This window comes from Pseudomonas sp. EA_65y_Pfl1_P113 (genome assembly GCF_963970525.1).
Taxonomy (GTDB): Bacteria; Pseudomonadota; Gammaproteobacteria; order Pseudomonadales; family Pseudomonadaceae; genus Aquipseudomonas; species Aquipseudomonas tritici.
In genome coordinates this window covers 1-19,449 of the sequence record NZ_CAXAQM010000044.1, presented here as the reverse complement: position 1 = coordinate 19,449, position 19,449 = coordinate 1, and the positions used below count along the sequence as shown (strand labels likewise).

Genomic DNA, 19,449 nt, shown 5'->3' with positions numbered 1-19,449 from the left:
CCTCCTGTACCCAGTATGCGCTTATTAAAATGGACCATAGGGATTAGCTCGATTGACAGGCACGCTCCATGCGCCAGAAGCAATCATCTTCACCCACAATGTTCAGCCCGCTGCGCTGATAGAGCTGCCTGGCAGGATTACTCTTGAACACCGTCAAGCGTAACAAACCCAAGAATTGAGCCTTGGCGGCCATCTGCTCCAACACCCAACTGCCCGCGCCCAGCCCGCGACACGCCTCGAGCATATGCAACTCGCGGATATAGAGCGCGCGACTGTCGCGGCTCAGGCTGATAAAGCCCAGCACGACGTCATCATTGCAGATCAGCCAGTTTTCACGGCCCGCCCAGGCAACATCAAAGCCATCGTTGGACCACACCAAGCCATATTGCACGTAGTAGCGGCTCATGGCTTCGAACGTCAACGTCCGCGCGAATGGCAGGTCGTGGTCCGTCGCCGCGCGTAAGTGGAACGCCATTTAGAGAGCTACCACTTGGCCAGCCCACACGGCGCCAACACGACGGGCAATCACCAGCGCGTCGCCAACACCGGGAGCGGCGGCCAGCAAACCGCCATCAGCCGCCCAGATGGCGCTGCGACCGGCGCAAACATAGCCCCCGGACGGGCCGCCATGGTTGGCCATCAACACCAGCAGGCCATGCTCAGCCGCATAGCCCTGGAGTAACGCGCTGTCCGTTGCGTAGCCGCCCTCGCTAACCAGCACGCCAGCGGCGTAGACAGTGGCGCCCGCCTCTGCCGCCAGGCGCGGATGACTGGCGTGTGAGAAGTCCGCGCACACGGCCAATGCTATCTGCTCATCCTCACACTCGAGGGCCGCACCGCCCTGGCCCGGGACGAACGCAACCTCTTCGCCTGGGTGCAAATGCTGCTTGGTATAGAGCGCCAGGGAGCCATCCGCGCCCAGTACCAGCGCGCCAATCAACACACCGGCATCGGGTGCGAGGCGGACAGGCATTCCCACTACCGCCGTTAATCGCAACGCCCGGGCTAGTTCACGCAGCGGCGCGAGGACTGGGTCATCTGGCGTAATCGCCAAACCGGCAGCCAATGACGGCTCGTACCCGGTCAACGAAAGCTCGGGAAATACAAGTAATTGCACGTTATGCTCGGCCGCCACGTGCACGAACGCCAGGTGCCGTTCGATATTGGCCGGCACATCACCCGCAATGGAAATGGATTGAGCCGCAGCAAGGGTCAGGGCAGTCATGGTCGCGTCCAAGCAATTATTGTCGAAGTGTTACAAGCATATCCCGGCCGATAGCAGTAAGTACCCCGGCACGATAGAAATTTCTGATTGAATCCCCCCGTGTGCCTCTAGTAAGCTGCCCCCATCATTTGGAGACATACCGTGTTGCAACTCACCCACACTCACGTTTGCCATGCTGCCAGCGCCCCGCGCCCGGTATCGGCTACCCGTGTGAACGGTTCGAGCGCTGCGGTATGCTTTTATTTTGGGTATTGGTTTAGCCACTGGCGCGCCTGATACCTGAAATCGGCGCCCACTACTCAAGGGGTCGCCTACCAGAGAAATCTAACCCCCGGTCGGCTCCCCGACCGGGGGTTTTGTTTTTTCAGGCCTCCATCAATTTTGCAAGAACACTTAAAGGACTCACGACATGAACTACGCCACCTATTACCGCTACGACACTTCCACTGCATGGCGATTTAGCAAGCTCCGTTCGGGACAGCCTGCCGCCTCCGATCGGTCACCTATTGGTGGCAAGCCAACACACGCAGCCGATACGGCCAATTGTCGAACACCCCAGTAGGGCAGAGCGCGCGGGAATAGCCCGCCGCTTGCCCAGGAAGCCTTGAATATGAACACTGCCATTGCCGCCCTGCCCCTCTCTGCCCTGACCAGCGCCAATGAAGCCCTGACCCAGCGCCTGCCCAGTTCCCTTGATTTAAAGCTCAAGCTGCCGCTCAGCCCGTTCCTCAACGAGCAGGTCCATGCCCATCGCCAAGCCGTACGCGGCATCCTCAATGGCGACGATTCACGTTTGCTGGTGATTGTCGGCCCGTGCTCGATCCATGATCCGGAAGCGGCCATGGAATACGCGCGCAACCTGAAGAAGCTCGCGCTTGAAGTCAGCGACCAGATGCTGCTGGTGATCCGCGCCTACGTCGAAAAACCGCGCACCACCATCGGCTGGAAAGGCCTGGCCTACGACCCTCATTTGGATGGCAGCGATGACATGGCTGCCGGACTTACGCTGTCGCGCGAACTGATGCGCGAAATGCTGCGCCTGGGCCTGCCAGTAGCCACCGAGCTGCTGCAACCCATGGCCGCCGGCTACTTCGATGACCTGCTCAGTTGGGTCGCGATTGGCGCGCGCACCACCGAATCGCAGATCCACCGCGAAATGGCCAGCGGCCTGGGCATACCCGTGGGTTTCAAGAACGGCACCGACGGCGGCGTGGCGATAGCCTCTGACGCGATGCGCTCGGCCTCACACCCGCACCGCCATTTCGGCGTCGACAGCCAGGGCCACCCGGCGATCATCCAGACCCCGGGCAACCCCGATACTCATCTGGTACTGCGCGGCGGTCACCGTGGGCCGAACTACGATGCGCAAAGCATGGCGCAGGTGAAACACGACTTGGCCAAATCCAAGGTGGCGGCGCGGATCATGGTCGACTGCAGCCATGCCAACAGCGGCAAGGATCCGTTGCGTCAACCGGCCGTATTCAACGACGTACTGGAGCAACGCCTGCAGGGCGACACCGCGCTGATCGGCATGATGCTCGAAAGTCATCTGTTCGAAGGTTGCCAGCCGTTGAGCGCGTCCATGAAGTACGGCGTGTCAGTGACCGATGGTTGCCTGGGCTGGAGCAGCACCGAGCAACTGCTGCGCAGTGCGGCGGAGCGGTTGCGCGGACAACGAAACATCACTGACTGATGAAGATCGATGTGTGGGAGCTGTCTTGCCTGCTCCCACATTTGATCAATGCTCGGTTCAGAGACGTGGGTACAACGCCTCATCAAACTGCTCAAGTTTCGGAAACACCAAGGGCTGCTCATCCGCCAATCCTTGCCGCCGTATCTCATACCCCAGCAGGAAATCCTGGTGCGCCTCAGCGCTGATATACGGAGCGTGCCACGCCACAAACGGCGCCAATACGTCATAGCCCCCATACGCCAGCATCCCGCGCAGAATCGGTCGCAACATATCCGCGCGCCCTAGCCGAACATATGCTCAGGCCCTCCCAAGGTGACCGTGAGCAGCGCCCGGCCCTCTTCGTTGGCGGCTTTGCCAGTACCTTCGGCGATGGGATCACCTCGCGCACCGGGCTGGCGAATAAGGGGGCGGCATCGTACCTGCGGGAATCAGCCTGCGCCGGTCACTCCCTGGATTACTTCGGGCATATCCGCCAGGACCTGTTCACCCTCGGCGCCCTGCTGCCCCCCCCCAGCGCGCAAATGTTGAGCGATGCGCTGGATGCCGACCTGGCACGCGCCCATACTCGTGACCTGGGGTAAAGAGTCCTTTTCGGATTCGGCGGTTTTTCCAGAGGAACGACGAGCGGATACTCGACTCCATTGTTTACACCCCTTCAGGAGTTACTGATGTCTATCCCAACGCAAAACGTTCCGGCCTTCGGCCTAGGCACCTTCCGCCTGCAAGGCCAGGTGGTGATCGATTCGGTCAGCACCGGCCTGGAACTGGGCTACCGCGTCATCGACACCGCGCAGATCTATGAGAACGAAGCAGACGTCGGACAAGCCATTGTCGACAGCGGCATACCGCGCGATGAGCTGTTTATAACCAGCAAAATCTGGATCGCCAATTTCGCCAAAGGCAAGCTGATTCCAAGCCTGCGTGAAAGCCTGAGCAAACTGAAAACCGACTATCTGGACCTCACCCTGATCCATTGGCCATCGCCGGAAGACCAGGTGCCTGTCGCCGAATTCATGGGCCAACTGCTTGAAGCCAAACGCCTGGGCCTGACCCGCCAGATCGGCATCTCCAACTTCACCGTCGACCTGATGAAGCAAGCGATTGCCGCCGTTGGTGCCGAGAACATCGCCACCAACCAGATCGAGATGCACCCCTACCTGCAAAATCGCAAGGTCGTGGATTTTGCCACCGCTAACGGTATCCAGATCACCTCATACATGACCCTGGCCTACGGCGAAGTGCTCAAAGACCCGGTGATTGAGCAAATCGCCGAGCGCCATCAGGCTACCCCGGCGCAAGTGACGTTGGCCTGGGCCATGCAACTGGGCTACGCGGTCATCCCATCGTCGACCAAACGTGCCAACCTGGAAAGCAACCTCAAGGCCTTGCAACTGACCTTGAGTGCGGCCGACATGGCGCAGATTGCCGAACTGGAGCGCGGCCATCGCCTGACCAGCCCGAAAGGTATCGCGCCACAGTGGGACTAGGCCACAGGCGCGCGCGATAACTCCCGCAGCCAAGGCAAAACCCGCAGGCCGGTGGTGGCTGCGGGTGGGTCGATGATGTCCATGAAGTGTTCGAGGTTGACGTTATCCGGCATGCCGGGCAGCCGTACCAGCACCGCCGGCGTTGCATCGGCGGGGGTGTTCAGATCCAGGCTCAGGTCCTGGTGATCGTAGACCAGCACATGATGTGCCTGGGGTTGGGGCCCGCAAGCGTGGACCGCCAGCCCCGCACTGATGATCAGCACGTCAAAAGGTTGGGCCGGGATAGCAGTGAGTAGCTGGACCTCTTCGAAGGTCTGCACCGGTACGATCCGGTGATACCCCAACTGGTTGAGCATTTTCTCGATGTACAGGCGTTGCAGGTGCTGCTCATCGGCAATCAGGATAGTCAGTGCTTTGTTTGGCATGGCAAACCCCTGGGCAGGCAGTGCTCGTCAGTGAGCGAGGCCCATTTTCCAGACATATACCGAAGACAAAATCAGGCTTATTACCCTTCCATGTAGGCGTTCTCCCAAATCCGCCGAATGGCTATCCAGCTCAGTCAAGCCTGCTTGCTGTGCTGGCTCAGGCTGTGGTGCAAACCATCGATGGCCGCGTCCAGCGCCTGTATCGCAGGCGCCAATGCCTGGTGGTCATGTCTTTCACACGCCCCTTCCAAGGCTTCGCAACAGGCGACCAAACTGTGGGCCTTGACCATGCGAGCGCCCCCTTTAACGCGATGAGCCAGGTCATGCAACTTGGCGATATCCGCGTGATCTTTCAGCGTCGACAACAGCACGCGATCGTCTGCAAGACTGATGAGCAATGGCATCAGTAACTCGTTAAGCGCGGCAGTGTCACCGCCTGTCAGCGCAGTCAGCGTACTCAGGTCGTACACCGACTCGACCTCACCCTTCACGGCTGCTGCGGTGCGAGGAGCCAGCGCCGCACGCAAATCATCAAGGCCGGTCGGTTTGAACAGGCAACCATCCATGCCCGCCTGCCTGCAGCGCTCGGTTTCCTCCGGCTGGGCGTTGGCGGTGAACCCCAGCAGCAGGCACGGCACCAGACCACGCTGACGCTCTTGGGCACGGATATCACGTGCCAGCGTGTAACCGTCCATAACCGGCATATTGCTATCAGTGATGACGCCATCAAAATGCCCGGCCTGCCACAGTGCAAAGCCCTCGGCGCCATCTTCGGCCGTGACGATGTGATGCCCAAGGAAGCTCAGTTGACGAGTCAGTAACAAACGGTTGGCCGGGTAGTCGTCGACCACCAGAAGGTTCAACGCCTGCGTCGGTGGAACACCTGCGACGGAAGTCGAAACCCGTGCTGCGCGGGTCAACGCCAGCGCCAACGTCACGTCCACCCGCGTCCCCTTGCCCAGCACACTGCTCAAGTGCAGTTGACCGCCCATCATCTCGCACAGGTTGCGACTGATCGCCAACCCGAGTCCGGAACCACTGCGCGCCGACTGGTCGTTGTTACTCCCCTGGATAAATGGGTTGAACAAACGCTGCTGATCTTCAGCACTGATGCCAACCCCCGTGTCTTCGACATACAACCGTAGGTTCAAGTGGTCCCCGGCCAACGCCGGGGCGCACTGGGCACCCAGGCGCACCTGACCGGTGGCGGTAAACTTGATGGCATTCCCCAGCAGATTGGACACCACCTGCTTGAAGCGCAAAGGGTCGATGAGCACCGGGCGGTCAATCATCGGATCGAGATCCACTTGCAGCTGCAAACCTTTGTCCCGCGCCAGCCCCTCAAACACACGCGCCACAGATGCCAACAACTCGTGGAGATTGGCCGGCGCGAGGGTCAGGGACAGGTGGCCGGATTCTATCTTCGCAATGTCTAGAATATCGCCGATCAATTCCAGCATGCTTCGGGATGCCATCGACGCCACCTCCAGCGCATCCTGATCGACGCGGCCCTGCTCGGCGTTTTTCTGGGCCAATTCGATCATGCCTATCACGGCATTCATCGGCGTGCGGATCTCATGGCTCATGGTCGCGAGGAATGTGGTCTTGGCACGGTTTGCCGAGTCTGCGTCCTCCTTGGCTGTCTGCAACTGGCTCAACAGCCGCTGGCGCTCGCTCACATCCACCCAACCTGCAATCATGCCTACAACGTGGCTATTGCTATCTCGGTACGGCAGCATCCACTGGTAGATGGTTAGTACACCGCCATCGGGAACCTTGAGTACGCGATCCTGGATCTGCGGCTCCCCCCGTGCCATCAAGCTCAAGTATTCGGCGTGGAACGACTGCGCCTGGGGCGGGTTGCCCGTATCGGTTTGCACCACGGTCTTGCCGATCACGTCCTCCAACTTAAAGCCAAATACATCGAGGTAAGCGTTATTACAGGCCATTAACCGGCCCTGGCGATCGCGCACGTAAATCGGGTGCGGAGTGCCGTCGATCAGAACGCTCATGAACCGCATCTGGTCGCTCAGGGCCCGTTCGGCCTGTGTGCGCTTGTGAATCAGGTTACGCAGGTAGAGCACCCAGCCCAGTGTGATCAGCAGCAGCAGCGCGGCCAGGCCAAACCCTTGGATAATCACGTTGCGATGGCTGATCCAGTAGCTGTCTTCGATGATGATCTCACTGCGCCAACGGTTGGTCAGTTCGTCCATTTCTTCAGGCGTGATACATAACAGCGCCTTTTCGAGGATCGAATACAGCTCCAGTTGGCTGCGATTGACACCGAAGGCAATGCGCGCTGGCTCCGTACCGACGGTGCTGGTGATACGCAAGCGATCACGGTAATGGCGCGCAATCATGTAGCGTGCACTGATCAGCGAAATAACGTTCGCATCGACGCTGCCCTTGGCGACCAGATCCATGGCCTGCTCGGGGTTCTCGACATTGACAAACTCGATGCCTGGATAGTCCCGGGCAATCTGCACGGAGAGCGTGCTACCGGCGAGCAATGCCAGGCGTTTTCCAGGCATGTCCTCCAGCGTCACCAGGCGTTCGTCACCGGTACGCGCCACTAACACATAGGGATTGGACAGATAAGGCCGAGTGAAGCGCAGCTTTTCGGACCGCTCGACGCTGGGCGTGATCACCGCCAGCATATCCACTCTGCCGGTACTGACCTCTTCAATCTGCTGAGGCTGCGAACTGCCTGGCACCACTTCGAACTTCAAGCCCGTAAGCAAGCTGACGCGCGACAATACCTCGTCACTCAAGCCCACAAACTGCCTTTGCTCATTAAAAAAAGACAACGGCACGAACTTATCGAGCACTGCAACTTTCACCCGTGGGTGCTTCTGCAGCCAACGCTGCTCACTCTCACTCAAACGCAAACGGTCGGCAGCCAGGAAACCGCTGTCACCGGCACTCCAGCGGCGCAGGATCTCCATCTGCTGGTTGGCCGGGATAACGGCCAGCGCTTCGTTGATGATATTCAGCAGGCGCTCGTTGTCCTGGTTGAAGGCAAACCCGAACGGGTTGACCTCCAGTGCGGAAAAATCTGCCATGCGGACGTTATTGAGGTGGTTCTTGTTGATCAGATAGCGGGTGCTGATAGCGTCGCCCAAGTAGACATCCGCCTGACCGAACGCCAAGGCGCCGATAGCCTGGTGCGTCGAGCCGTACAGCTGCAGTTGCGCGTGGGGGTAAAAGGCCTGGACAGCGTCAGGCTGCATATAGTGGTAAAGCATCGCGACGCGCTTTCCAGCCAGGTCGGCGCTCAATGAATGACTGTCACCCGAGCGGGTCACCAGCACGGGTTGATCACTAGCGTAGGAACGCGACAGTATCAGTGCCTTATCGGCCGCTTCGTAACCGTTGGCAGACCCGACTAAATCCACCTCACCGAGTTTGAGCGCTTCGATGACTTCATCACGAGTGTCGTAGCGTCGAACCTCAATAGGAATGTTTAAAATCAGGCTGATCAGCCACGCATAGTCAGCTGTAATGCCTTCAAAGTCGTTTCCGTTGGACCGGTCGAAAGGTATGTAGTCAGGTGCTGACACCCCCATCACCAACATCCGTTGCTCGCGCAGCCAGCGCCAGTCACTTTCCTCAAGTTCCAGACGTGGGTTTTCCAGCGTTGAATGGCCGAACAGCCGCAGTGTATGTGGCTCATCCAGAGCCATCGCTGCACAGGGCAACAGCCCCATCAGCAGGATGGCCATGAAAATCAACAGCCGGGAGATGGTCATTTCAGATCAGATGATTGCGCTGGGCAAACTTGGACAGGTGCACCACCGAGGACATACGCAGCTTCTCCTTGAGTCGTGTCTTATAGGTGCTGATGGTCTTGTGGCTCAACAACATCTCCTCAGCGATTTCCTTGTTGCCCTGGCCCAGCGCCAGTTTTTGCAATACCGTCAATTCGCGATCCGACAGCGCGTGCACCAGTTCTTGCTCGGTGGTCTGCAAATCATCACGGCGCACCGAACTGGTGGCCACGCTGGGGAAGCAGCTGTAACCGGACCTGATCGCCCTGATCGCCTTTTGCAACTCGTCCAGTTCACCGGTCTTGTTAACAAAGCCCATGGCTCCGGCGCGCATGCAGCGGGTAGAAAAGAACACCGCCAGGTACGAAGTCAGCACGAGGATTTTACAGGGCAGTTCCAACGCCTTGATCCGGCTGATCACCTCCAGCCCGCCAAGCTTGGGCATCGCCAGGTCAAGGATGACCAGGTCCGGACATTTCTCACGAGCAATCTGCATGGCGTCTGCACCGTTGCCTGCTTCATATATTTCAAAGAATCCTTCCTGCTTCAACAGGTACTTCACGGTGGCACGTATAAAAGGGTGATCATCCACAATTAAAGCTTTGCTCATAAGACTCCCCGAGGGATCAGTACGCTTACATATCACACGGGACCTATCTACCTGTGAAAAGTAACAGTTCCGACAAACGGTGCTGATTACTCTGCTTGACACTTCAGGCAGTACAGACCCCTACTTTTGATAAAGCACGGTAAACACGTAGAGCCGCGCCCTTGTTCCTGAGGCGCAAGCGCGCAACCTTAGCAACGTCGCGCCTTATCAAATGAAGGGATCATCTCGATTGCTTGTAGGATTTTTCCTCGTAGTAGCATAGTCAGCTTTGCGCGGGACAGAGCCTGGCAGCCGGGGGGGGGCTACTCGGTGGTACTCGGACTCCAGAACGCCTGCACCACCAGAGTCGACATCGATATCCTTTCCACCAGCGCGTCCAACTCGTCACCGTCGACCGACGTCACGGCCAGGGTGGCTTCGATTTCTACTTCCTCCGTGCCAAAGGGGCGCACGTCAACATCGCTGGCTGGGTAATTGCAACGCGCCAGCTCAGCTTCCAACAAGGCCAGCACGGCTTTCTGCTGGGTACGTCGAGCGATTACATACAAGATATTGGTCACCTCCGCCGACACCACATCCAGCGGCTGGCGGTTGATAGTGTTAACGATCGGCCGCAGCAAGGTATTGGCCGCCAGCACGAACAGCGTGCCCAGCAGCGCTTCGAGGATCAGGTCGGCACCCGCGCAGGCCCCCACTGCCGCCGACGCCCAGAGCGTGGCGGCGGTGTTGAGCCCGCGCACATTGCCTTCTTCACGCATGATCACACCGGCGCCGAGAAAGCCGATGCCCGACACGACATACGCCACTACGCGCACCGCACCTTCCGCACCGCCGAGACGGTTGGCCATGTCGACGAAAATCGCCGCGCCCACCGCCACCAGCACGTTGGTGCGCAGACCTGCAGTGCGCTGGCGGTATTGACGCTCGAAACCGATCAGGCCGCCAAGGATGAATGCCGCAGTGAGGCTGACCAGGGTGTCGATCAGGGAATTGAGGTTGATGTTGTTGATTGCTTGCAAAGGAAATCGTCCCTGTTTATTGCCAGCCAAACTTACGGATGTAGTAACCCTTCACCGCCTGGGTCAGGGCCATGTACGCCAGCAGGATCACGGGCAGGAACACAAAGTACAGCGATGGCAGCGCCTGCAATTTAAAGTAATGCGCCAACGGCCCCATCGGCAGGAAAACCCCCACGGCCATGATCACACCGGTCATCACCATCAACGGCATCGCCGCACGGCTTTGCAGGAACGGGATTTTCGGGGTGCGGATCATGTGCACGATCAGCGTCTGGGTCAGCAGCCCCACCACAAACCAGCCGGACTGGAACAGGGTCTGGTGGTCGGGGGTGTTGGCATCGAAGACATACCACATGAGTGCAAACGTGGTGATGTCAAAGATCGAACTGATCGGCCCGAAAAACAGCATGAAGCGGCCGACATCGCCCGGTTGCCAGCGTTGTGGCTTGGCGAGCATGTCTTCATCGACGTTATCGAACGGAATCGCGATCTGCGAAATGTCATACAGCAGGTTCTGCACCAGCAAATGCATCGGCAGCATCGGCAGGAACGGGATAAATGCACTGGCCACCAGCACCGAGAACACGTTGCCGAAGTTGGAACTGGCGGTCATCTTGATGTACTTGAGCATGTTGGCGAAGGTACGCCGCCCCTCCAGCACGCCCTCCTCCAGGATCATCAGGCTTTTTTCCAGAAGGATGATGTCGGCGGCTTCCTTGGCAATATCCACCGCGCTGTCCACCGAAATACCGATGTCGGCGGTACGCAACGCCGGCGCGTCGTTGATGCCATCGCCCATAAAGCCCACCACATGTCCGTTAGCCTTGAGCAGGCGCACGATGCGCTCCTTGTGGCTCGGCGTCAGCTTGGCGAACACGTTGGTGGTTTCCACGGCCTCTGCCAGCTCGGCGTCGGTCATGTCCTCGATATCGTTGCCCATCAGCAGGCCTTGTTGCTCCAGGCCCACTTCACGGCAGATTTTGGCGGTGACCAGCTCGTTGTCACCGGTCAGCACTTTTACCGCAACGCCATGGGCTTTGAGCGCCTTGAGGGCGGGAGCAGTGCTTTCCTTCGGTGGGTCGAGGAAAGCCACGTAGCCGATCAGCGTGAGGTTTTGCTCATCCGCCAGGCTGTAAGTGTCGCGCCCCGGCGTCATGGGTTGCGCGGCCACGGCCACCACGCGCAGGCCTTCTTCGTTGAACGCAGCGGTGACCTGGCGAATACGTGCCAGCAGTTCATCGGTCAGCGCCTCGTTGGTGTCGCCATGGCGCACGTTGTTGCACACAGAGAGGATTTCCTCCACAGCGCCCTTGCAGATCAACAGGTGCGGCAAGCCTTCCTCGGCCACTACCACCGACATGCGGCGACGATTGAAATCGAACGGGATCTCATCGACCTTGTGGAACGCGGTGCCGACTTTCAGCTCGCGATGCACCTCCACGTGCTCCAGCACTGCCACGTCCAGCAGGTTTTTCAGGCCGGTCTGGTAGTAGCTGTTGAGGTAGGCCATTTCCAGCACATCGTCGGACTCTTCGCCCCACACATCCACATGGCGCGCCAGGAAAATCCTGTCCTGGGTCAACGTGCCGGTCTTGTCGGTGCACAGCACGTCCATGGCGCCGAAGTTCTGGATCGCGTCCAGGCGCTTGACGATGACCTTTTTGCGCGACAGAAACACCGCACCCTTGGCCAGGGTGGAGGTGACGATCATCGGCAACATTTCCGGGGTGAGGCCCACGGCAATCGACAATGCAAACAGCAGCGCCTGAGTCCAGTCACCCTTGGTGAAACCGTTGATAAACAGCACCAGTGGTGCCATCACGAACATGAACCGAATGAGCAACCAGCTGACGTTGTTAACACCGTGCTGGAACGACGTGGTCGCGCGGTCGGTGGCCGTCACACGCTGGGCCAACGCGCCGAAATAAGTGCTGTTACCGGTGGTCAGGATCACCGCCGTCGCCGCGCCGGACACCACGTTGGTGCCCATGAACAGGATATTCTCCAGGTCCAGCGGATTGCGGGTGTTGGCGTCCTGCTGGTGGGCGAACTTCTCCACCGGCATCGATTCCCCGGTCATCGCCGCCTGGCTGACGAACAGGTCCTTGGCGCTGAGCACACGGCAGTCGGCCGGGATCATGTCGCCGGCCGAAAGTACAATCAGATCGCCGGGAACCAACTGCTTGATCGGTAACTCGATGCGCTTGGCCTCATCGCGACGCAGCACCGTGGCGGTGTTACTCACCATGGCCTTCAGGGCATCGGCGGCCTTGTTGGATTTGGCCTCCTGCCAGAAACGCAGCAACGTCGACAGCACCACCATGGAAAAAATCACCGTGGCGGCCTTCACGTCTTCGGTCAGCCAGGAGATGACCGCCAACAGGGTCAGCAACAGGTTGAACGGGTTCTTGTAGCAGTGCCACAGGTGCACCCACCAGGGCAGCGGTTGCTCATGCTCGACTTCGTTGAGGCCGTATTGCACGCGCAGGGCATCGGCCTCTTGGGTGTTCAAACCTTCGCAATGACTGCCTAGCGTGCCGAGCAATTGCACGGCACTGTTGTTGGCCGAGACCACGAGGGTTTGCGCCAGGGTCGGTGGTACTTCGCGGCTGACACTGGCGTCAGTCACCGTTTCGAGCATCGCCAGGCGGCGGAAATGCCGGGCAATATGCCGGGTCCGCAGGAAGCCGGCGAAGAACTCTTTGAGCAGCGTGAAGTTCATGGTGTTACTCCTGCGCGAGGAAACACTCGTGCAGGTACGGCCGTCTGCCCCGCGCCATTTTATAGGCACAGTCAGCTTGGCCCGCCCACCGTAAAGGCAGGCGCGTCCGTAGCATCCCGAGGTGAGTCAGGTGCTGGTCAGCGTCGATGAGAGGGATTCGGGCAGGCGCCAGGATTGGCTGCTGCCGGGATGCCGTTTCTCGCTTTTATTGGCGAGACAACGGCATCAGAAGAATGCGCGTTACCTTGCCAAGCCTGTGCCGGCTACCAGAACCGGCCGACTACTGTCACTCGAACAAGTACCCACTGAGGGTCTCCGCTATTGATGAAAACGCGCGAAGCTTACGCCTCGAGTTCAGGAGCGTAAACCGCAGAAAAGTGTCTGCGTGAGGAATAAGAAGATTCTTCAGGGAGGGTTCAGGAACGCATCTTCCTGAACCCTCCAGATATCTAAATGTGGGAGCGGGCTTGCTCGCGAAGACGGTGTATCAGCCACTGCAGATGTCGACTGAGCTACCGCATTCTCGAGCAAGCCCACATTTCGGACAGCGTACATCAGTTGCTACGCGGTACCCGGTCTATCCCTCGCCACCAGCCTCAAGTAATCCTCAACCGCCCCACCCGCCAGCGCCTTGACCTGAATCGACACCCGGTTCACCTGCCGTCCCATCGTGACGCCCTCCCGCGTACGTACCTGCGCATACCCAAGCCTGGGCCAGAAACGCTCGGCTTTGATATTGCCGATAACCACCGTCAACCGCAGCCATTGGGCGCCCTTCTTCGCAGCCCATTCTTCAAGGTCCGCATGCAGTCGTTGCGCAAGGCCAGTGCCATGCAGGCAGGAATCGACCAGCAGCAGCCCGATATGCCAGACACCGCTCGCCAGCAAGTCCGCCGCAATGTTCACCACCGCGACCCATTGGTCGTCAGCATCGCGATAACCCAGCCAATACATCCGGCGGCACGTCCATCCTGTGGGCAACTGCCCGTGCAACTCCTCGCGCGCTTCAGTCGGCGTGGCGGGCTCGCCGTTCACCGCAATGAAGTAATCCGGCGCTCGCTCGAAAAAACGTTGCAGCTCGGCCTCGTCGCTAGCGCACAGCTCAACCACCCGAGTACCTGCAACAGAGCAACCGGGCAACACGTGCTCATCAACATCCCTGTTCATCCGCCCTCAATCATCCCGCGTCAGCACTTCCAACAACTCAATCTCAAAACACAGATTACTGTTGGGCTTGATATGCGCGCCCATCGACCGTTCGCCATACGCCAGATGCGCCGGCACGAACAAGGTCCGAACACCGCCCACCTGCATGCCCATCAGCCCCTGGTCCCAGCTTCTTCAGATGTGACACTGAAAGCTGATATGCTTTCAAGCATCAGGAGAACACATGAAACAAGCTATCTCATATGTACGATTTTCCAGCTTCCGACAGCACGGTGGTAGCTCGGTAGAGCGCCAGACCGCCATGATTGCTGAGTGGTTAACTAGAAATCCCGAATACCTACTGAGCGGGTTGAAGTTCGAGGATTTGGCAAAGTCTGGCTATCACGGCGACCACATCAAAGCTGGAGGTGGCTTCGGCAAACTGCTAGGTGCTGTCGAGGCTGGAGCCATCAAAGAAGGTGATGTTGTATTGGTGGAAGCCATCGACCGAACAGGCCGGATGGACACCGTTGACATGCTCGACCTACTCACGCCAATCCTTAAAGCTGGCGTCTCTATAGTCACTCTTGATGACGGGAACACATACAACCGTGCCAGCGTAAACGGCTCACACATCTACATGCTGATGGCGAAAATCCAAGCTGCAAACCAATACTCCGAAGCCCTCTCCCGCCGTGTAACAGCGTCGTACAGGATACGTGAAGAGAAGGCGAAAGCCGGAGAACAGGTGAAACGCTGGACGCCTGCCTGGCTAACTGTGGAAGGCAAAGTGATAGACCGGATTGCCAAGCACGTTAAGACAGCTTTCGAGTTGTACGCGGCTGGCGTGGGCAAGGCAACTATCTCTGTCCGCATGCGAGAAACTGGGGAACCAGAGCTAGCAAAATGCTCAAGTCCAACCATCGAGGGCTGGCTACGCAACAGGACTGTGCTCGGCTACTGGAATGACATCCCCAACGCTTACCCCGCAATCATTGAGCCGGACCTTTTCTTTCGTGCCCAGCAACGCGGCAAGGAAGCGAAGACAACACGACCGGTGAAGACGGCAAAACACTTACTCGTTGGTTTGGTCAAGTGCGGGCATTGTGGCGGAAACTACATAATGCAAAACAAGGACGGACGCCCCCACAGTATGAGGTGCTTGAATCGTCAGCGACAACAGCCGTAGGCTTATATAGAGACTTAACTGCCGTTTTCCGTAGTTGGGTAAATGGTGCAGTACTCGTTAAAGGTGAGGCTGTCGGTGGGCCTTGGGACTCAGAAGCATTTCCTACTTTCGTAGAGGGGTACGCACTCACGTATGCCCAAACGGCTTTGACACCTTTGCAATAATAACGGTGAGTCTATTGAGCGGTAGGAGTCTGCTGGGGGATATACCTGACCACGAAACCATTAATCTGATGGTTTTTAGTCAATTTATCTCGTATACGGTCTGCTTCTCCCCGCTCATTCACCGGGCCAACAAATATCCGACTTTTACCGTCTGCCTGAGTCAAATAAGTGATATATCCGGCTTGTTTGAGATATGCCATCATCTTCAGAGCAGTTGTTTCAGATGAAAGTGATGCTACTTGTACGCTCCACAAAATGCCATCCTGAGTAGTAGCGATAGGAGCAGTCTGAGAGGGCTTCGGTTTTTGCTGAAGTACGAAAGCAAACGCCATGGGTTTCGCTTCCCAAAAAATGTTTTTCCCATCCGCAATGATATCTATCGTGACTTGATGGCTCTCACCATCAATTTCAACTTCAGCCATGCCCTTGTATTTGTTACCTGATTCATGAATTGCCGTGACGCTTCGAACTTTTAGTTCGTATTTTTTAAGGTTTTCGTCGGTGTCTAGTTTTTCCTGAACTGACAGCTTTGCCTGTTGACTCACGGCATCAACGGAGGGACCACATCCGGAAAGCAAAACGACTAGAGCTGAAAATACGAGGGCTTTCCCTTTCATTCCTGTACGTCCTTACACAATTCTAGAGAAGCCATACGGGCTATAGCCCTTGTGATGCAGTAATTTTCTTCAGTTCGTCATAAATCCCGCTGAGGACAAGCCAGAAACCAGCCATCACCGCCCCAGCTATGAAGCCTCCGATTGCCCCCCATTCGCCATAGATCGCATACCCCGCGAATGCAACAGCAACAATGGCAAAGTAACAAAGGTAATCGTTGAGCCTAATGATACTGTCTTTCATCTCTGTTTCCCCTTCGTCCGCTGACTGAGTAGAAGATGATCTATTCAGCCGATGTCACGATTAGTGTGTTCACGATAAGTGTACATTACCACACGATACGCGGATGCAATCCATCCCACTCCGCAAATCATTCGGAAACCGCGTACGAGAGCTTCGTCTTGCCACAGGTCAGACTCAAGAAGCTTTCGCGGACACGTGCGGATTCGCCCGGACGTACATGAGCCGTATAGAAACCGGTGGCGCCAACCCAAGCCTAGATGCAATTAAGGTTCTTGCTGACGCACTTGGTATATCCTTAGCAAAGCTTCTTGACGGGCTCTGAAAGACTGTCTGGCTGACACTCATCGCCACATCATCAAAAGGAAGCGATCCCGTGGCCAAAAAAAGCAAAGGTGTCCACGAGATACCTCGCGACGACTACGTGTATGGTCACGCAACAGACTTCGTCTCGCAGCTCACAGTAAGATTTGATCCAAGTGGCGGCGTAACCATCGTTGAAATAAACCCTAGCTCAATTCACCGCAAGCTTTCTCACCCAAAAGCCAAAGGCGACAAGATAATTCTTTCAACCCCTGCACATGACTTCAGCCTGCCGGAAACCTATACCCAAGAATTACAGGCTCGCTTCGACTACCTTGCGGCGGTGGACACGAACACAATCGCGGATGACCAAGGACCGACGAGATTCGACGGTTACGTGGTGAGTGCAGCCACTGTCAGTGTCATCGCTGAGCCGCTGCGATCCCTTCACGAGAAATCCATCTTTCAACCGCTCGTTACTTACCTGATCCTAGACCCAAACTTCGTAGCTTCCCACGAGCCATTGGGCTGGCACCTGGCTTTGACTCGCCACATGAACACCCCACATCTACGTTCAAGCCGGCTAGGCGTCATCGTAGATCATGACTTGAGAGCTCACCCAGCAATCAATGCCCGCGAGCGCCCCTACTATGGCGATCATTTACTACCCAGCCATGCCGCCCTCATCTACGCCTCGGCAGATAAGAGAGACACGATTGGCAATCGCATGATTCATTATTGCGACAACATAGCCGGGCAGATTCTTACGCAGTTCAAGCAGCAAACAGCAGCAGTGCTGAAACAGGAAAGCTTTCGGGTAGGTTCGGCAGTGTGTGTCGCCATTCCGCATCCGAAACAGAAAGCGCCCGCTTAGCTTTGTTTCTAGCCTTCGCGGCTACCAGCATGAGCCATGTAAAGCTTGGCATCATCAAACGACCGTTAAACGATACCTTCCTGACAGGCGGTATTAGGTATCATCAAAATAGACCTTGCATATTGTTGATACCTTGGTACACTGATACCACGTTAAACGATACCGGAGCCAACATCATGTCACGCACATTCCTCTACTGCCGAGTCAGCACCTCCAACCAGTTCACTGAAAACCAGGTGCAGGAAGTGAAAGCTGCTGGCTTCGATGTACAGGCTAGTCGTGTAGTGGAAGAAACGGTGTCGGGTAGCGTCGCTGCAAAGGAGCGTGCAGGCTTCCAGAAGCTCCTAGAACGTATGGAATCGGGTGACGTACTGATCGTTACTAAGCTTGACCGTCTGGGGCGCAACGCGATGGATGTACGTCAGACAGTCGAACATTTGGCAGAGAATGGCATCCGTGTTCACTGCCTCGCTCTTGGCGGTGTAGACCTGACCAGTGCAGCAGGCAAGATGACCATGCAAGTGCTAGGGGCGGTAGCAGAGTTTGAACGTGACTTGCTTATCGAGCGTACACAGCAAGGTTTGCTGCGGGCCAAAGCAGAGGGTAAGAAGCTTGGACGTCCTGAAGCCACAGACACCACAGCAAATGTTCAGCGCCTCAAAGCTCAAGACAAAACTCAGGCACAGGCTGCTAACGAATTGAACATTGGCATAGCTACAGTGAAGCGTCACTGGAACAAGTAATGGCGATCCGCAGAGAGACGAAGACTTAGGCTGCTCCCCCTCAAGAACCGTCTTTTCTAGGCGGTTTCAGCCCCTCTGAGACGTGATAGCTCTTCTTCCCTCTCCCTGTCAGGGGTAGCCAGTGAGCCACCCCAAGGCTCTCATATTTCCACATCGTATGGATGAGATACGTTCTCATTTGTTGCTGATCTTAACCGTGGTGCCCTAGCGCCAATATTTGCGAATCCCCTGCCCTCTTCTAAGCTAGCCATTTCATAGAAGGAAAAACGGGGAAGGTGAAGGGCGACTTGCTATCATCCCTAGCTACCATCGAAACGTCACAACACTGCAAGGGAAGGCGCCATGGCTCACGAAGTAAAGATCAATCTTCAATCTATGCTGGTGCAGCGTCAGGACGTAGAAGTTGAAGTGAAAAAGGATGGTGGCAAGCTCGGCACTATTCTCATAAGCCAAGGCAACATCGAATGGCTTCCATCAGGCAATCATGTAAATAAATACAATCTTACCTGGACGCAATTCTCTGAGTTTATGGAAGAACACGGAATGCCAAAGAGGATGTAATGCTTACGCTTCGGATGTGAGCCCTGCGTGCAGGGCTTTCTTGACGGCCATCGCGCTGATGGACATCACGATTTCGGGGGGCTTACTCTTTAATAAAGTTTTGGGAAGTGTAGGCAGTCTTACCACTGGGCAATTGGACCAAAGCATTGCCACCAGACGCCGGGTCTAGGTAGCTAACTCGCATTGGTTTGTCCAACATCCTGCATTTGCCACCGTCAAGTAGCCGCTGAGCCTGATCTGCGTCCTCGTCAATGGACGCCGCAACAATCTTGTCCCAATCCCCCCTCGCGAAACACAGGACTGTATCTGTTACCAAGGTCACTTGGCGGTATTCCTCCGCGCTGGCGTTAGGCATGGTCGATAAAGCCCCAAGAAGAGATGCTGATAAAACTGCGGCATACTTCCCATTCATTTCCCTGCTCCATATTTTCCTGTCCGGCAATGCGCCTTGTGGAAAGGTATAGCAGTTACATTTCTAGGGGACGGGGGTAATTTCGGCAGGGAGAAAACACCGGAGGACTCAAAATTGAAGCTTTCTCTGTAGTGGTCAACTAATTCCGGACACCTCGATAGGTGGTTTCGACGCCATTGCCCGTTCGTAAACGGTCGGTGGCAGATATCCCAGTTTTGAGTGCAGCCGCTCGTTGTTGTAAAACCCAACGATGT

At 56.9% G+C, this 19,449-nt stretch carries 17 protein-coding genes and 3 pseudogenes; 8 read left to right on the top strand and 12 right to left on the bottom strand.

Annotated elements, in window-relative coordinates:
* Positions 1–43 precede the first annotated feature (43 nt).
* Together AACY52_RS25470 and AACY52_RS25465 are read right to left on the bottom strand one after the other, a co-directional pair.
* Positions 44–475, bottom strand: a complete 432-nt coding sequence (locus tag AACY52_RS25470) for a GNAT family N-acetyltransferase (protein WP_339419477.1) — start codon at positions 473–475, stop codon at positions 44–46.
* Positions 476–1,225 (bottom strand): carbon-nitrogen hydrolase family protein, encoded by a 750-nt coding sequence (locus AACY52_RS25465; protein ID WP_339560946.1) that lies wholly within the window; start codon positions 1,223–1,225, stop codon positions 476–478.
* A 610-nt stretch (positions 1,226–1,835) separates the two neighbouring features.
* Between AACY52_RS25465 and AACY52_RS25460 the strand changes: the two genes are divergently transcribed.
* Complete coding sequence (locus AACY52_RS25460) at positions 1,836–2,918, top strand: 3-deoxy-7-phosphoheptulonate synthase (protein ID WP_339419481.1); 1,083 nt, start codon at positions 1,836–1,838, stop codon at positions 2,916–2,918.
* Positions 2,919–2,975: 57 nt separating this feature from the next.
* On the opposite strand, the pseudogene AACY52_RS25455 reads toward AACY52_RS25460, so the two are convergent.
* A pseudogene (locus tag AACY52_RS25455) lies at positions 2,976–3,250 on the bottom strand (flavodoxin family protein); the annotation flags it as partial.
* Between AACY52_RS25455 and AACY52_RS25450 the strand changes: the two are divergent.
* Both AACY52_RS25450 and dkgB read left to right on the top strand, forming a co-directional pair.
* Positions 3,242–3,478: pseudogene (locus AACY52_RS25450) on the top strand (iron ABC transporter substrate-binding protein); the annotation flags it as partial. The pseudogenes AACY52_RS25455 and AACY52_RS25450 sit on opposite strands and share 9 nt — an antisense overlap.
* A 108-nt stretch (positions 3,479–3,586) precedes the next feature.
* Entirely contained in the window at positions 3,587–4,405 is an 819-nt protein-coding gene (gene dkgB, locus AACY52_RS25445) for a 2,5-didehydrogluconate reductase DkgB (protein ID WP_339419483.1), read from the top strand.
* Here dkgB and AACY52_RS25440 read toward each other — a convergent pair.
* From AACY52_RS25440 to AACY52_RS25410, 7 genes and pseudogenes are all read right to left on the bottom strand, one after another.
* On the bottom strand, positions 4,402–4,830 hold the full coding sequence (locus tag AACY52_RS25440) for a chemotaxis protein CheY (RefSeq protein ID WP_339428068.1): 429 nt from the start codon (positions 4,828–4,830) through the stop codon (positions 4,402–4,404). The genes dkgB and AACY52_RS25440 overlap by 4 nt on opposite strands.
* Before the next feature lie 134 nt (positions 4,831–4,964).
* On the bottom strand, positions 4,965–8,579 hold the full coding sequence (locus tag AACY52_RS25435; protein ID WP_339419487.1) for a transporter substrate-binding domain-containing protein: 3,615 nt from the start codon (positions 8,577–8,579) through the stop codon (positions 4,965–4,967).
* 1 nt (position 8,580) lies between these two features.
* The gene (locus AACY52_RS25430) at positions 8,581–9,207 is read right to left on the bottom strand and encodes a response regulator transcription factor (protein WP_339419489.1); all 627 of its coding nucleotides are present in this window, start codon (positions 9,205–9,207) and stop codon (positions 8,581–8,583) included.
* Between the two features lie 302 nt (positions 9,208–9,509).
* Positions 9,510–10,226 carry an MgtC/SapB family protein gene (locus AACY52_RS25425; RefSeq protein ID WP_339419491.1) on the bottom strand — a complete coding sequence of 239 codons (717 nt, stop codon included), beginning with the start codon at positions 10,224–10,226 and terminating at the stop codon, positions 9,510–9,512.
* 16 nt (positions 10,227–10,242) lie between these two features.
* Positions 10,243–12,948: a magnesium-translocating P-type ATPase gene (gene mgtA / locus AACY52_RS25420; protein WP_339419493.1), complete on the bottom strand. Its 2,706-nt coding sequence runs from the start codon at positions 12,946–12,948 to the stop codon at positions 10,243–10,245.
* Positions 12,949–13,509: 561 nt separating this feature from the next.
* Positions 13,510–14,115, bottom strand: coding sequence for a GNAT family N-acetyltransferase (locus AACY52_RS25415; RefSeq protein WP_339506805.1), 606 nt, complete (start codon positions 14,113–14,115; stop codon positions 13,510–13,512).
* Positions 14,116–14,121: 6 nt separating this feature from the next.
* Positions 14,122–14,289 (bottom strand): annotated as a pseudogene (locus AACY52_RS25410) (FKBP-type peptidyl-prolyl cis-trans isomerase); the annotation flags it as partial.
* Positions 14,290–14,338: 49 nt separating this feature from the next.
* Between AACY52_RS25410 and AACY52_RS25405 the strand changes: the two are divergent.
* A complete protein-coding gene (locus AACY52_RS25405) occupies positions 14,339–15,283 on the top strand; it encodes a recombinase family protein (RefSeq protein WP_339428072.1) in 945 nt (314 codons plus the stop codon).
* A gap of 175 nt (positions 15,284–15,458) precedes the next feature.
* On the opposite strand, the gene AACY52_RS25400 is transcribed toward AACY52_RS25405, so the two are convergent.
* Both AACY52_RS25400 and AACY52_RS25395 read right to left on the bottom strand, forming a co-directional pair.
* Positions 15,459–16,064 (bottom strand): SPOR domain-containing protein, encoded by a 606-nt coding sequence (locus tag AACY52_RS25400; protein WP_339428073.1) that lies wholly within the window; start codon positions 16,062–16,064, stop codon positions 15,459–15,461.
* 40 nt (positions 16,065–16,104) lie between these two features.
* Positions 16,105–16,305 carry a hypothetical protein gene (locus tag AACY52_RS25395; protein WP_057978384.1) on the bottom strand — a complete coding sequence of 67 codons (201 nt, stop codon included), beginning with the start codon at positions 16,303–16,305 and terminating at the stop codon, positions 16,105–16,107.
* A gap of 103 nt (positions 16,306–16,408) precedes the next feature.
* On the opposite strand from AACY52_RS25395, the gene AACY52_RS25390 reads away from it, so the two are divergent.
* From AACY52_RS25390 to AACY52_RS25375, 4 genes are all read left to right on the top strand, one after another.
* Entirely contained in the window at positions 16,409–16,627 is a 219-nt protein-coding gene (locus tag AACY52_RS25390; RefSeq protein ID WP_082631614.1) for a helix-turn-helix domain-containing protein, read from the top strand.
* A gap of 51 nt (positions 16,628–16,678) precedes the next feature.
* Positions 16,679–17,479 carry a hypothetical protein gene (locus AACY52_RS25385; protein WP_339428074.1) on the top strand — a complete coding sequence of 267 codons (801 nt, stop codon included), beginning with the start codon at positions 16,679–16,681 and terminating at the stop codon, positions 17,477–17,479.
* 176 nt (positions 17,480–17,655) lie between these two features.
* A complete protein-coding gene (locus tag AACY52_RS25380; RefSeq protein ID WP_339428088.1) occupies positions 17,656–18,222 on the top strand; it encodes a recombinase family protein in 567 nt (188 codons plus the stop codon).
* Positions 18,223–18,564: 342 nt separating this feature from the next.
* Complete coding sequence (locus AACY52_RS25375; protein ID WP_028621461.1) at positions 18,565–18,783, top strand: hypothetical protein; 219 nt, start codon at positions 18,565–18,567, stop codon at positions 18,781–18,783.
* The last annotated feature ends 666 nt before the right edge of the window (positions 18,784–19,449 follow it).

What these genes read in the sequence shown, in the direction of transcription:
- dkgB (WP_339419483.1), top strand. Translation starts at nt 3,587, where the DNA reads ATGTCTATCCCAACGCAAAACGTTCCGGCCTTCGGCCTAGGCACCTTC.
- AACY52_RS25440 (WP_339428068.1), bottom strand. Translation starts at nt 4,830, where the DNA reads ATGCCAAACAAAGCACTGACTATCCTGATTGCCGATGAGCAGCACCTG.
- AACY52_RS25395 (WP_057978384.1), bottom strand. Translation starts at nt 16,305, where the DNA reads ATGAAAGACAGTATCATTAGGCTCAACGATTACCTTTGTTACTTTGCC.
- AACY52_RS25465 (WP_339560946.1), bottom strand. Translation starts at nt 1,225, where the DNA reads ATGACTGCCCTGACCCTTGCTGCGGCTCAATCCATTTCCATTGCGGGT.
- AACY52_RS25460 (WP_339419481.1), top strand. Translation starts at nt 1,836, where the DNA reads ATGAACACTGCCATTGCCGCCCTGCCCCTCTCTGCCCTGACCAGCGCC.
- AACY52_RS25470 (WP_339419477.1), bottom strand. Translation starts at nt 475, where the DNA reads ATGGCGTTCCACTTACGCGCGGCGACGGACCACGACCTGCCATTCGCG.
- AACY52_RS25375 (WP_028621461.1), top strand. Translation starts at nt 18,565, where the DNA reads ATGGCTCACGAAGTAAAGATCAATCTTCAATCTATGCTGGTGCAGCGT.
- AACY52_RS25380 (WP_339428088.1), top strand. Translation starts at nt 17,656, where the DNA reads ATGTCACGCACATTCCTCTACTGCCGAGTCAGCACCTCCAACCAGTTC.
- AACY52_RS25390 (WP_082631614.1), top strand. Translation starts at nt 16,409, where the DNA reads ATGCAATCCATCCCACTCCGCAAATCATTCGGAAACCGCGTACGAGAG.
- mgtA (WP_339419493.1), bottom strand. Translation starts at nt 12,948, where the DNA reads ATGAACTTCACGCTGCTCAAAGAGTTCTTCGCCGGCTTCCTGCGGACC.
- AACY52_RS25405 (WP_339428072.1), top strand. Translation starts at nt 14,339, where the DNA reads ATGAAACAAGCTATCTCATATGTACGATTTTCCAGCTTCCGACAGCAC.
- AACY52_RS25400 (WP_339428073.1), bottom strand. Translation starts at nt 16,064, where the DNA reads ATGAAAGGGAAAGCCCTCGTATTTTCAGCTCTAGTCGTTTTGCTTTCC.
- AACY52_RS25435 (WP_339419487.1), bottom strand. Translation starts at nt 8,579, where the DNA reads ATGACCATCTCCCGGCTGTTGATTTTCATGGCCATCCTGCTGATGGGG.
- AACY52_RS25430 (WP_339419489.1), bottom strand. Translation starts at nt 9,207, where the DNA reads ATGAGCAAAGCTTTAATTGTGGATGATCACCCTTTTATACGTGCCACC.
- AACY52_RS25415 (WP_339506805.1), bottom strand. Translation starts at nt 14,115, where the DNA reads ATGAACAGGGATGTTGATGAGCACGTGTTGCCCGGTTGCTCTGTTGCA.